Here is a 13,700-nt window from a genome sequence, read left to right as displayed (position 1 = left end):
GCGGCGGCGTCGGCACCGACGGCCCGGCGTGCGCGGGACCCGGGTCCGCCGCCGTGCCGGGGGCGGCGTGCCGCCCCGCGCGCTCGACGTCGCCCGCGGTGCCCGGCCACCCGGGCAGCGCACCGGCCGCCGGCACGGTCGGCATCTGCCGGGTGTCGAGGTCCGGGCCGGGACCGGGCCTGCCGAGCGGGGGCAGGACGAGGCCGGGCGCGTCGAGCTGCCGCTCCCCCGCGAGCGCCGCCCACCGGGTGCGCGCGGGCAGGTCCGGCTGCGGGGCGGGCACGGCCCCGGGCGGGTCGTCGACGCCGGGGCGGACGGGGGTCGCGTCCCCGGGCGGGTCGTCGGTGGTCCCGGGTCCGGCCCACGGCACCTCGCGCGCGACGACCGGCTCGGTCGCGGGACGGCGCACGGGCTCCCACGCGGCGACGCGCCGCGCGGCGGGCAGGCCCCGGACGTCGACGACGACCGCGTCGGCCACCCGGTCGTGCCAGCCACGGCGACGGCCCGTGCCGTCGAACAGCGGGCTGAGGAGCACGAGCAGCTGCCCGACCCCGCACGCGAGCGCGCCGATCGCGACCACGAGCGAGCGGACGAGCGCCCGCCCCATCCCGAGCGGCCGGGCGCTGCGGACGTCGACCGTCCGGAGGCCGAGCAGCCGGCGCCCCACGGTCCACCCGCGCGTGCCGTGGCACACCCACTGGACGACGCCCCACACCGCCAGGAGGACCGCCCCGGTGACGAGCAGGGCGCCCGACGGCGTCGCCGCGGGCTCCTCCTGGCGGACGGAGGCGACGGCGGCGGGCACCGTGGCAGCCCACAGCGGCGCGGCGACCAGGGCGGTGAGCACGCCGTCGACCAGCGACGCCGTCACCCGGCGGCCGATCGGCGCCGGTGGTGCCCCGTGCACGGCGGGTACCCCGCCGCCGGAGGTGCTGCTCATCGTCCTGCTCCTGTGCTCCGTCGGGCTCGCCCGCCACGGCGGCGCAGCGAGCGGGTGGTCAGCCGGCCGCGCCAGCGCTGCCGGGGCGGGGTCGCGGCGCGCATGCGGTCGAGCGCGCGGTCGACCTGCGCCCAGTAGTCGCGGGCGTCGGCGACGGACGGCTCGTCCGGCCCGAAGACGGCGGCGTCCGCCCGCTCCGCGAGCGCCACGACGGCGGCACCCGCCTCGGCCCCGGCCGCGGTCGGCGCGGGCGGCGCGGTACGTCCACGACGCGCCGGCACCGGCGGTGGCGCCGTGAACGCCCGGTCGAGCGCCCGGGCGCCCTCGCGGCGGGTCGCGACCGGGTCGACGTCCCGCTGCAGGTCGGTCGCGAGGTCCAGCACCTCCTGCCAGCCCCCGACGACGCGGCGCAGCGGCACCGGGTCACGACGGCGGCGGCGGCGACGGCGGGCCTTCAGCGCCGCGATGACGAGGAACGGCGACAGCAGCAGGAGCAGCCCGCCGGACCCCGCGGCGACGCCCAGCGCGATCCGCTGCCAGAGCGCCCAGCCGGACTCGTCGGCCGGGTCCTGCGTCTGGGGCTGCTCGGTGTCGTCCTGCGGCGGCTCCACCGGCTCGGGTGCCGGCGGCGGGGGCTGCGCGACCTGCGGCTCGGGGTCGGCCTGGCTGGTCTCGGTCTCGTCCTGCGGCGTCTGGCTCTCCGGCGGCGTGGGGTCGAACGGCACCCAGCCGTGGCCCGCGAAGGCGATCTCCACCCACGCGTGGACGTCGGCCCCGGTCACCACCACCGGGTCGTCGGGGTCCGCCGCCGGCGCCTCGTCCGTCCCGGCGTCCCCGTCCTCGTCGGCGCCGGGCACGAAGCCCATGACGACCCGTGCGGGCAGGCCGAGCTCCCGGGCCATGAGCGCCATCGCGGACGCGTACTGCTCGTCGTCGCCGACCGTGAGCTCGCCGTCGAGCAGCGTCGCCACCCGGTCGGACCCGTGCCCGGAGAGCGACGGGTAGTCGCCCTGGTCGGTGCGGCCGTGGGAGAAGAACCCGTTCTCCGACAGCGTCCGCTCCAGGGCACGGGCGACCTCGACGGGCGTCTCGGCGTCCCGGACGGCGTCGGAGGCGGCCGCCACCACCGCGTCGGGCACCGCCTGCGGCTCGGGGAGGTCCAGGTCCCGGCCCGCGGCGGAGCCGATCGCGGCGTCGTCGGGCTCGGCCGGCACGAGCGCGTCCAGCGTGTACGTGAGGCCGGTGTCGAGCCCGCCGGTCAGCACGGCCGCCCCGGTGGCGTCGTTGAACCGCAGCCGCGCCTGGTCCTCCTGGTCGTCGAAGCGCACCGACACCGCGTCGCCGACGGTCGGCAGCCACACGCCGTCCAGCTGGTCGACCTGCACGCGCACCTGCACGCGGGTGCCGTCCCCGGACGCGGCCGCCGCCGCTGCGGCCTCGGCCGCCCCGTCGCCGACCGTCTCGCCGACCCGGCGGAACTCCCCGGAGGCGCGCGACGACCCGTCGCCCGCGACGTTCCACACCACGCCGTCGAACCGGTCGAACGTCGCGAGGCGCACCCGGGCGCCCGCGGGCAGGCCGCTCACCGTGAACAGGTCGACGGTGTCGTCGTCCTTGACGAACGCGCGGAACGCCGACAGCGGGCTGGCGTAGTCGCGGGGGTCGAACGGCGGGACGAGCTCGTCGCGCAGCACGAAGCGGTCGCGCTGCTGCTCGACGACGGCGCCCGCGCCGAGCCCCGCCCCGGCGGCCAGGGCGACGAGCGCCACCAGCGCGACGGGGCGCCGGACGCGGAGCCGGCCCGCGCGCCACGAGGCCCAGACCACGAGGACCGCCGCGAGCGCGGTGCCGACCGCCGCCGGCGCGACGACGGTGTGGGTGCCGAGCAGCACCGCGACCGCGAGGCACACGGCGGGCAGGGCCGCGGCCGCCGGCGCGGCACCGCCGGCGCCGAGGGCGAGCCGGATCCCGACGGCGGTCGCGGTCACCGCCAGCAGGTACGGGGGAACCAGCAACCAGCCGGACCCGCCGAGCGGGGGCTGGAGCGTGAGGACGTCCTTCCAGCCGAGCACCGAGCCGCGCACGACCGCGACCGCGGACGCCGGCGTCGGCAGCAGGCCGCCGACGGTCTGCCCGGGCGTCGCCAGCGGGCCGCCCGCGAGCACGGCGACGGCGACGAGCGCCGCAGCCGTGACCGGCGGTGACCACCGGGCCCACGCGGTGAGGACACCGACCGCGGCTCCCACCAGCACACCGCCCACGACGGGGACGACCAGCGTCGACCCGCCGTACACGGGCAGCAGCGGCGTGAGGGCTGCGGCGGTCGCGACGGCGAGCACGAGCACGTCGACGACGGCCGCCGCGCCGCGCGGCACCCCGCGCCGACGTGCGGCCGCGGGGCGCCCGGATCCCCGGGGACGGCGGGCCGGCCCGCCGGGCGGCGGCCCCGCCGGGGGGCCGGGGGGCGTCGCCGCGGGGGCGGTCGGGAGGGCGGTCGTCGTGCTCATCCGGCCGCCGCCAGGCGCAGGGCACGGGGAAGGTCGTCGAGCGCGCCCAGCCGGACCAGGCTGAGACCGCGCTGCGTGCGGACGTGGACGGCCGAGCCGGGGTCGCAGGAGACGACGAGCGTGCGGGTGCCCTCGGGCACGTGCCGGGCCGCGGCGCGCAGGTCCGCGTCGGCGACCACGGCGCCGGTGACAAGGAACGCGAGCGTCACGTCGGCGGCCTCGCGCGCGATCCGGCGGCCGAGCAGGGCCGTCGCGGTGCCGTCGGGACCGCACACGATCGCCGAGCAGTCGTCGAGCAGCGGGCGCCGGGCCGTGGTCCGGACGCGCCCCGGGCCGGCGAGCACCGCCAGGGGGTGCTCCTCGGCGATGACGTGCACCCCGAGGGAGGCCACCACCGAGACGGCGAGCTCGAGCTCCGCGTCGTCGTCGGCGTGGCCGTAGTCGCGCGGGTCCGTGGCGAGCGCGACGGCGGTCTGCGTGCGCCGGGTGTCCTCGTACTGCTTGACCGTGAGGACGCCGCGCCGCGCGGTGGTGCGCCAGTGGATCGAGCGCCGGTCGTCCCCCACCACGTAGTCGCGCAGGGCGTGGAAGGCCAGGTCCATGTCCGACAGGTCGCGGGTCGAGCCGCCCTCCAGGTCGCGCAGCAGGCCGGCGTCCGCGCCGGTGAGCATGACGACGCGGGGGTGGACGTACAGCTCCTCCGAGCCGGTGGTCACGGCGTGCCGCACGGCCAGCCCGAGCGCGTCGCCGCGCACGGCCCGCACGGGACCGACCGTCACGACGGCCCGGCGCTCCGTCGGCACCGCGAACAGCTCCTCGTGCTCCGCACCGGGTGCGAGCGACGGCACCTCCAGCTCCGCACGGCCCTGCCCGACCTGCAGCTCGAGCCGGACCGCCCGGGTCCGGCGACCGGCGGGCGCCGTCACGACGACGCCGCCGAACGCGCGCTCCCCCACCCGGACCCGGCGGTCGGCGAGGTCGAGGCGGACCGCGTGCGGCAGGCGGCCCCACGTCATCGCGACGGCCACGACCAGGGCGGCGACACCGACGGCACCTGCCGCAGCGAGCTCGACCCAGCCGAGCAGCACGCCCGCGACCGCGGCGGCCGCACCGAGCAGCCCCGCGCCCCAGCCGACGCCCGAGAGCCGGGTGTGCGAGCGCCTCACGGCGTCACCCCGGCCCGGGTGCGGACGGTCCAGCTCACGCCCGCGCCACCGGCGGTGCGGTCGCGGACAGCACGCGCTCGACGACCTGCGTGGCGGTCGCGCCGAGGAAGTCCGCCTCCGGGTCGAGCACCAGGCGGTGCGCCAGCACCGGCACGGCCAGGTCCTTCACGTCGTCCGGGATCACGTACGACCGGCCCGCCGCCGCGGCCTGCACCCGGGCGCACCGCACCAGGGCGAGGCCACCGCGCACGCTGCCGCCGAGCGCCGTCTGCGGGTCCTCGCGCGTCCCCTCGAGCAGGCGGGCGACGTAGTCCAGCACCGCGCCGTCGACGTGCACGGTCTGGGCGAGCTCCGACATCTCGACGACGCCGGCCGTGGTCACCACCGCGTCGAGCGCGCGCGTGCGGTCCCGGGCGCCCGACAGGATCTCGACCGTGGCCGTCCGGTCCGGGTAGCCGAGGGACGTGCGCACCAGGAACCGGTCGAGCTGCGCCTCCGGCAGCCGGTACGTGCCGGCCTGCTCGATCGGGTTCTGCGTCGCGATGACGACGAACGGCCGGCCCACCGGGTGCGTGTCCCGGTCGACCGTGACGTGCCCCTCCTCCATCACCTCGAGCAGCGCGGACTGCGTCTTCGGCGAGGCGCGGTTGATCTCGTCCGCCAGCAGCACCGAGGTGAACACCGGGCCCGGGTGGAACTGGAACGTGCGCGTGCCCTGGTCCCAGATCGTCACGCCCGTGACGTCGCTCGGCAGCAGGTCGGGCGTGAACTGGATGCGCTGGTGGGTGCCCTGCACCGACGCGGCGATGGCCTTGGCCAGCGACGTCTTGCCGGTGCCGGGCGCGTCCTCCAGGAGCACGTGGCCCTCGGCGACCATCGCGGTCAGCACCAGCCGCACGGCCCGGTCGGCACCCAGCACCGCACGGGAGACGTTGGTGACCAGGGAGGCGAACGTCTCGGCGAACCAGGCGGACTGCTCGGGGGTCATCGGGGGGTCGTCTCCTGTCGGGGGAAGGGGGTCGTCTGTCTCATCGGCAGGGCGGGCGTCACCCGGAGGTGCCGGGGTCGCTCCCGTCGCCGGGGTCCGGCGGCTGCTCCGGCTCGGGCTCGGTCCAGGTCACCGGCACGCGGGCCGTGTCCGACCACGCGCTCCACCCGTCGCCGTTGCGGACCCGGACGCGGAGCGTCACCTCGTCCCCGCTGCGGCCCTGGAAGGGCTCGGAGACGGTGACCGACGTCGCGGTGCCCGCCGACCGGGTGCCGCGCGAACCCCACGACCACCCGGACAGCTCGTACTCGTACTCCACGAGCCCGCTGCCGCCGGTCTCCCCGGGCGGCGCCCACGAGAGCGTCACCTGGGTCGGCCGGTTGGTCGCGTCGGGCGTCGTCGGCTGGATCTGCGGGGACGTGGGCGCGCCTGGCAGCGTCCGCACGACGTCCGAGAACGACGCCTGGTTCGTCGGCCCGCAGCCGCGGAGGTTGCACGCCCGCACCGTGACGGTGAAGCCCTGACCCGCTGCGAGCCCGTTGACCCGCGCCGTGCCGTCGAGGCGCATCTCGACGGTCCCGGCGGTCGACGTCACCTCGTAGCCGGAGATCAGGGCGCCGTTGGCCGCCGCCGCGTCCCAGCGGACGCGCACCCACCCCGTGCCGGGGCTCGTGCGGTCCGGCGACGAGGTCTCGACGATCGACGGGGCGCCGGGCGCGCCGGGCACGTCGTACGCCTGCCCGCTGGTGGACACCGAGTCCGAGCTCCCGGCCTTGTTGGTCGCGTAGAGCGTGAACGTGTAGGTCCGGTCGTTCGGCACGCTCAGCGAGTACGACGTCTGGCTCGCGGGGAGCCGCTCGGTGCGCGTCGTCCCGCCGCCGGCGATCGTCAGCACGTACCGCAGCGGGTCGCCGTTGTCGGACGGCGACGGGTTCCAGGTGACCTGGAGCTGCTCGGAGGCGATCGACTGCACCGCGTTCTGCGGGAACGACGGTGCTGCCGGGGCGCCCGCCGGGATCTCCGTCCCCGACGGGCTGCTCCACGCGCTGGGCTCCGGCGCACGGTTGTGCGCCCGGACCTGCACCGTGTACGACGTGCCGTTCGCCAGCCCGCGGAACGTGTACGACGTCCCCGACGTGGTCACGGTCGCGGAGCCTCCGGGCGGCGCGGGAGACAGCATCAGCGTGTACGACGTCACCGGCGACCCGTTGCTGGCCGGGGCGTCCCAGACGGCGGTGAGCTCGCCGTCGCCGAAGCCCGTCCAGCGCGGGGGTGCCGGCGTGTCCGGGACGGCGTCGGGGCGCGCCACGGCGGACGCCGGGCTGGGGTCGGACATGCCGACGGCGTTCTCGGCGGCGACGGTGAACGTGTACTCCACGTTGTTGGTCAGGCCGGTGATCGTGCACGTGGTGCTCGCGCACGAGGTCGGGGTGCCGCCGGGGCTCGCGACGACCCGGTACCCGGTGATGGGCTCGCCGCGGAAGTCGGGGGCTGTCCACGACAGGACGACGGTGCCGTCGCGCACCTCGCCGATGCGGGGGGCTGCGGGCGTCGCGGGCTTGCCGCGCACCCGCAGCGAGATGCCGGCGGAGACCTCGCGGGCCGGGTCGCCGGTGGCGTCCCGCACGCGCACGCGCACCACCATCTCGCCGACCAGGTCGGCGGCCGGGCGCAGCACCACGTTCTGCCCGGACACGGCGGCGGTCCCGGTGCCGGGGGTCTCGACGGTCGCCGAGACGACGCGCAGCGGCTGGTCCGGGAACGGGTTGTACGCGCCGGCCAGCACGTCCACGACGCGCTCGCGGCCCTGCACGCCGTCCCCGAGCGACACGTTGTTCACCACGGCGACGCGCCGGGTGCTCGCGATCGTGCGGATCTCCACCTGGACGTCCATCGACGACGACCGCCCGTACCCCAGCTCGAGCTGGAGCGTGGCGCGCGTGCCCTTGGGCGTGCCGACGTCCGCGGCGACCGTGAGCCTGCTGCCGGACAGGCCGACCGTGAAGCCCGCCGGCTGCCCCGAGGTGAGGCGGTAGGTGTACGTCTCCGCGCCCGACGCACCCTCGACGCCGCGCGTGAACGCCAGCAGGTCGACGGTGGCCGCGGGCTCGCCCGGCCCGACGTCCACGACCGCGGGGTCGAACACCGGCGGGTAGTCGTCGAGCGTGTACACGGTGATCGGCAGCGTGATCACGGCGGTGCGCGCGCTCGTGTCCCCCGGCCCGGTGGCGTCGGTGACGGGCACCGTGATCGACGCCGGCCCGACGTAGCCGTCGGCGGGCGTGTACTGCACGGTGGTGTCGTCGACGAAGAGCGACGAGCCGTCCGAGCGGGTGGCGGTGAGCTGCGTCGCGTCCGACACCTGCGCGACGCGCCCGGGGGCGACCTGGATCTGCTCGCTGAGCGGGATGGTGAGGGTCTCGCCGCTCGCCACCCGCAGCTCGGGTGCCCGCGGACGGGCGGTGGGCGGGAAGAAGCCGAGCGCCGGCACCGAGATGAACGCGTAGGACCGCACGTCCTGCGCGGTCCGGTTGGTCAGCAGGTACGGGATCGTCTGCGCCGTGGCGGCGAGCGTCACCGTGACCAGCCCGTCCGCCCCGACCGAGGCGACGTCGGCGGCGGAGCGCGGCACGGACACCTCGAGGTCGTCCAGCGGCCCGCTCGGGTTCTGGGCGACGGCGAGCACGTCGACGTCGACGGAGGTGCGGCCGACGGTGTCGACCGGCGGGACGACGACGTCCTGGGCGATCGGCGGCAGGACCGGCGCGTCGGGGTCGACCGTCACGGTGAGCACGGCCCCGGCGCGGGCCCCGCGGGTGTTCTGCGCGGTGTAGCCGATCGGCATGACGCCCGCGGCGTCGCCCTGCACCACGACCCGGCTGCCGACCACCGACGCCGTGATCCCGGCGGGCACCTCCAGCTCGTCCTGCAGGGACAGCGTGCCGCCGGAGACGTCCGTGTCGTTCTCGAGCACCCGGACCTCGACGCGCTGCCCGGGGCGGATGGTCACGGTGTCGTCGCGCGCCACCACCCGGTTGCTGTCGCCGGGCCGGGCGGCGATGCCGACGCGCACCGTCGCGACGGCCCGCTGCCCCGTCCAGTCCTCGACCGCGTAGGTGAACGTGTCCGTGCCGGCCTCGCCGGGCAGCGCCTCGTACTCGAGGTAGTCGGCCCCGACGCGGGCCACGCGCCCCTTGGTCCCGGCCGACGCGACACCGAGCAGCGTGACGCCGTCGCCGTCCGGGTCGATCCCGACGAGGGGCACGGGGATCCGCACCGTGTCTCCGGCGAACACGCGCGCGACGAGCGCCTTCGGGCGCGGCGGCGCCTTGGTGTCGGGGTCGGACTCGTGGACGCGCACCGTGAGGGTCGCGGCGGTCTCGTTGCCGTCGGAGTCCCGGACGACGAACGTCGCGTGGACCGTCATGGGCGTCGCGGGAGCCTGGTACCGGAGCACGTCGCCGGCCACGAACAGCAGCCCCTCGCCGTCCCCCAGGGGCTCGGCGAACTCGGGCGCCAGGCTGATCTCGTCGCCGTCGGGGTCGTGCGCGCCCTCGAGCACCGGCACGGTCACGACCCCGCCGGTCCGCACGTCGGCGGTGGCGTTGGGGACGACGGGCGGCTGCGACGACCCCGACGCGGGCACCGGCGAGACGATGATCTGCCCGGTCGCGGTCTGCGTGCCGTTCGACACGACGTACTGCAGCGTGACCGGCGCCGCGAGCGCCCCGACGGCGGAGATCTGCACGAGCTCCCGCTGGCGCACGGCCACGCGCAGCCCCTCGGGCGCGTCGACGGACAGCAGCAGCAGGACCCCGCCGCCCGGGTCCGTGTCGTTCGCCAGGGGGGCGACCGTCGTCTGACCGCCCTGCGGCAGGTACGCGTGGTCCAGCACCGCGACCGGCGGCTCGGGCTCGTCGGGGCGCTCGCGCACGTCGATGCGCGCCAGCCCGACGGCCTGCTGCGGCGGGGCGGTGACGGTGAACGAGACGTAGAACGTGCCCGCGGTCGGCGCGCTGAAGGAGAACGTCCCCGCGTCGAGGTCGGGGGTGACGGTGACGCCCGTCGCCTGCTCGACCCCCGCGAGCCGCACGGGCTCGCTGCCACGGGTCCGCACGGCCTCGAGCGGCGCGAGCTCGACCTCCTGGTCGACGTACGTCACCGCGTGCAGCGGGTCCACCAGCAGGTCGGTCGAGCCGGGCGCCCGCACGTCGACGTCCAGCGTGCCCTCGGTGGTCGAGACCCCGTCCGAGACCAGCAGCCGGACGACCGTGCGACCCAGCTCCCCGCCGTCGGCCACGTACGTGAGGGTGCCGTCCTGCCGGTACCGGGCGGTGCCGCTCTCGGCCACGGCGCCCACCAGCGTCAGGGGGTCGCCGTCGGGGTCGCTGAAGTCGGACAGCACGGGGTAGGTCGCGGAGGCGTTCTGCTCGACGCGGATCTCGCCGGTGCGCACCTGCACGGGGGGCTCGTCGAGCGACGCGTCGCGGACGGTCACCGTGACCTGCGCCGTCGAGGGCGCGGTCGCGCCGCGGCCGTCGCTGACCGTGTACGAGAACGTCGCGCTGCCGGACGCGCCGGCCGGGACCTCGATCTGCAGCGCGCGCCCGCCGTACACCGGCTGCAGCGTGCCGATCTCGGCCGGCAGCGGGTCGACGTCGGTGATGGCGAGGATGCCGCAGTCGGAGGACGTGTCGTTGTCGATGACCGGCAGGATCGCGGTGCGCCCGGGACGGACGCCGAACTCGTCGTCGACGGCCGTCGGCGGCGCGCTGGTCGCGGAGCACTCCGGCACGAGCTCCTGGGTGGTGCGGTCGCCGTCGCTCTCGTCGGTCTGCTCGTCGGGCTCGTCCTCCGGGACGACGTCCTTCCACTCGGGCTCACGGACCTCGGTGTCCTCCAGGGGCAGCCACAGCCGCCCCTCGACGACCTCGTTCAGCGCGACCACCTGGCGGTTGACGCGGAACACGAGCTGGTCCGACGTCGTCACGCCGGTGAGGTCGCGGACCTCGGCGTCCTGCCCGTCGCACAGCAGCAGGTAGTTCGCGGTCGTCGTGGGCCACGCGGCGTGCGCGCACGTCCCCACCCGCACCGGCGCCGCCGGCCGGCCCGAACCGCCCGCGTCGTGTTCGGCCGCCACCGACCCCGACGACAGGTCGACCTCCACCAGGCCCGTGCTGCCGGCGACGAGCGCGGCGCCCGCGGCCGGTCCGGGCTGCTGGAGGACCGCCTGCGCGAGCCCGAGGTCGGTCGACCCGCCGGGCGTGCGGACCGTCTCCCCGTCCAGGCCCACGGGCACGTCGCCCACGGCCGTGAGCGCGTCCACCGGCCCGTCGAGCGCCGGCCCGGCCTCGCTGCGGGTCGCACCGCCGGGCACCGGGGTGAGGCGGGTGACCTCGCCCGTCTCGGCCTCCACCGCGAGCGCCGCGCCGGTGGTCGTGGCCACGGCCAGGCCCCCCGCGCCGACGTCGGCGTCGGGCTCGTCGCTGGTCTGCAGCAGCGGCAGGTCCTCGAACGTCCTGACCCACACCTGGCCGTCCGCGTCGGTCACGGCGACCGTGCCGCCGGCCATCGAGACCTGCGCGCCGGCCGGGACCGCCACCTGGGACGCCGCGGTGACGCCCGCGGGGTCGACGACGGACACCGTGCCCGGCTCGACGATCAGCACCTCGCCGGCGTCCTGGAGCACGTCGAACTCCGTGCTCGTCGCCACGAGGCCGGCGTTGAGCTCCTCGACCTGGGCGTTGTACCGGCCGACCTGCAGCGTGCTCGTCGACGTCAGCCACACGGCGCCGTCGTTGAGGTCCACCTGCGCGAGGGGGAACCCGGGGTTGACCAGCGCGAGCGTCGCCACCACGGCGGGCACGGCGACCACGGCGGCCGTCGACGCGGCGCGACGGCGGCTCCAGCGCACGCTCACGGCACGCACCCCTCGGCCGGGAGGGTGGAGACGCGGCGGTCCGCCCGGACGATCGAGACCTCGACGCACACCTCCGCCGCCGTGCCGTCCGAGGGCACCGTCACCGTCGTGTCGTCCACGACGGCGAGCTGCGGCTCACCCGTCGCGGTGCGCCGGCCCCAGAGGTACGTGTCGCCGTCCTGCTCGTCGGGGTTCGTCCAGGTGAAGACCACCGAGCCGTCGTCCTCGCGGGTGCCGAACAGGTTGGTGGGGCTCGGCACGGTCGACTGCACGGAGCCGGCGGGGCCCGGGAAGTCGTCGTCCCGCCCCGGGTCGGGGGCGCCGTCCGGGCGGCCCGCGAGCAGCACCACCGCGACGACCGCGGCCGCGATGACCACCACGGACCCGGCGACCGCGAGCACGCGCCCGGTGCGCGACCGCGCCGGCACGCCCGGGTGCACCTCGCGGACCTCGACCAGGTCGTCGCCGTCGGGCGACGCCGCGGCCGGCGACGGCGGTGCCGGGGAGGCCGGGGGCGCGAGCCGCGGGGCGGCGGCGTCCGGCGGCACGGTCAGGACCGGGCGCAGGCGCGTCGCGTCCGGGCCGGAGCCCACGTCAACCGGCGGGCCGGACGGCACCGCGGGGCGGGGTCCGGGCGCGACCTCCAGCACGGGCCGCGCGCGGGTCGCGTCCGGCTCCGCCGCGGCGGGGGCGCCCGGCTCCGCGCGGACGTCCGCGACGTCCAGCGGCGTCAGCGGCAGGCCGAGGTCGGCCTCGACGGCGCGCAGGTCGTGCGCGAGGTCCAGCGCGTGCGCGTGCCGCTGCTGCGGGTCGCGCGCCATCGCCCGGGCGAGCACGGTGCGCAGCCGGTCGGGCACGTCGTCGCGCGCGGGGGGCACCGGGGTGCCGCGCTCGATGCGCCCCACCAGGTCCGCCGCCTCGTTGCTGCCGCCGGGCCGCTCGAACGGCGACCGGCCCGCGAGCGCCGAGAACAGGGTCGCGGCCAGCGAGTACACGTCGGACCGGGCGTCGCCGTGCGGGCGCGCGGCGAGCAGCTCCGGCGCGGCCCACGGGATCGACATGCCGACGGCCGGACCGCCCGCGTCCACCGTCGCCGCGATCCCGAAGTCCGCGAGCACCGGCCGTCCGAACTCCGTCGTCAGCACGTTGCCCGGCTTGATGTCGCGGTGCAGGATCCCCGCGCGGTGGGCGGTCTCGACGGCCGACGCGAGCTGCACCCCGAGCTGCAGCACCTCGGCGACCTCGAACCGCTCGGCGCGGTACCGCTGCCCGAGGCCCGGCAGCGGGCAGTACTCCATGACGAGGTACGGCCGGCCGTCGGAGGCGAGGCCCGCCTGGTGCACCGTCACGATCGAGGGGTGGTGCGAGAGCCGCGCCGTCAGGTCCGCCTCGCGCTCGAACGCGTCGCGCGCGGCGTCGTCCACGCCCGCGAGCAGCACCTTGACCGCCACCAGCCGGCGGGGCAGCTCCTGCTGGTACAGGAACACGTCCGCCGATCCCCCCGCGCCCAGCAGCCGCTGCACCGTGTAGCCCGGGAGGCGCGGCGGTTGCGAGGCCTCACGTCCGCGCGTCACGCACCCGGCTCCAGGGTGAACGTCACGCCGTCGCCGAGGTCGACCACGTCCCCGTCGCGCACGACGACCGGCTCGCCGGCGGCGATGCGGCGCGGCGGGAGCCCGCCGGAGGACACGGTCACCCCGTTCGTGGAGTACAGGTCGGTCACCAGCACGGTGCCCAGCTCGAGGCGCACCTCGGCGTGGGTGCGCGAGATGTCGTGCTCAGGGCTCGGGACCGTGACGAGGCGGGCCTCGACGCCCTCGGGGGCGCGGTCGGCCTGCGGGGCCCGGCCGATGAGCACGACCCCGTCCACCGGCACCCGCACGCCGGTCGACAGCGCCAGCCGCGGCACGGGTGCCGACGTGGCGACCGCACCGGGGGCGGGCGCCGCCGCGGGCTGCCCGCCCGGGCCGCCGCGGTCCGCGGCCGGCGTCGGCACCACCGCGCCCGACGGCCACTCCCCGGTCTGGGACAGCGCCCACGACGGGAGGTTCTGGCGGATCGACGCGAGCTCGCCGCTGAGGATGGTCAGGCCGTCGTGGTCGTCGGCGGACGCCGGCCCGGGCAGCACCGGGGCGGGGGCCGTCGCCGGCGCGGGGGCCGGGGCGGGCGCGGGCGCCGG

General features: G+C 77.4%; 7 protein-coding genes. All 7 read right to left on the bottom strand.

Features of this window, described 5'->3' with window-relative positions:
• A partial coding sequence (locus tag AAHH18_RS17700) for an RDD family protein (RefSeq protein WP_343302519.1) occupies nt 1-940 on the bottom strand: 940 nt, incomplete at its 3' end.
• Nucleotides 937-3,315 (bottom strand): transglutaminase family protein, encoded by a 2,379-nt coding sequence (locus AAHH18_RS17695; RefSeq protein WP_343302518.1) that lies wholly within the window; start codon nt 3,313-3,315, stop codon nt 937-939. The genes AAHH18_RS17700 and AAHH18_RS17695, both read right to left, overlap by 4 nt.
• 128 nt (nt 3,316-3,443) lie before the next feature.
• The gene (locus AAHH18_RS17690; protein WP_283319906.1) at nt 3,444-4,613 is read right to left on the bottom strand and encodes a DUF58 domain-containing protein; all 1,170 of its coding nucleotides are present in this window, start codon (nt 4,611-4,613) and stop codon (nt 3,444-3,446) included.
• Between the two features lie 34 nt (nt 4,614-4,647).
• Complete coding sequence (locus tag AAHH18_RS17685) at nt 4,648-5,601, bottom strand: AAA family ATPase (protein ID WP_283319905.1); 954 nt, start codon at nt 5,599-5,601, stop codon at nt 4,648-4,650.
• A 58-nt stretch (nt 5,602-5,659) separates the two neighbouring features.
• Nucleotides 5,660-11,521, bottom strand: coding sequence for an Ig-like domain-containing protein (locus tag AAHH18_RS17680; RefSeq protein WP_343302517.1), 5,862 nt, complete (start codon nt 11,519-11,521; stop codon nt 5,660-5,662).
• Nucleotides 11,518-13,095 (bottom strand): serine/threonine-protein kinase, encoded by a 1,578-nt coding sequence (locus AAHH18_RS17675; RefSeq protein WP_343302516.1) that lies wholly within the window; start codon nt 13,093-13,095, stop codon nt 11,518-11,520. Before AAHH18_RS17675 ends, AAHH18_RS17680 begins: the two co-directional genes overlap by 4 nt.
• A partial coding sequence (locus AAHH18_RS17670; RefSeq protein WP_343302515.1) for an FHA domain-containing protein occupies nt 13,092-13,700 on the bottom strand: 609 nt, incomplete at its 5' end. The genes AAHH18_RS17675 and AAHH18_RS17670, both read right to left, overlap by 4 nt.

The organism is Cellulomonas olei (assembly GCF_039548315.1).
Taxonomy (GTDB): domain Bacteria; phylum Actinomycetota; class Actinomycetes; order Actinomycetales; family Cellulomonadaceae; genus Cellulomonas.
Note: the sequence above shows the minus strand (reverse complement) of the source record. Positions and strands in the feature narration are given on the sequence as shown.

Excerpts from the sequence above, each read along its gene's own strand:
- AAHH18_RS17685 (WP_283319905.1), bottom strand. The coding sequence starts at position 5,601 with ATGACCCCCGAGCAGTCCGCCTGGTTCGCCGAGACGTTCGCCTCCCTG.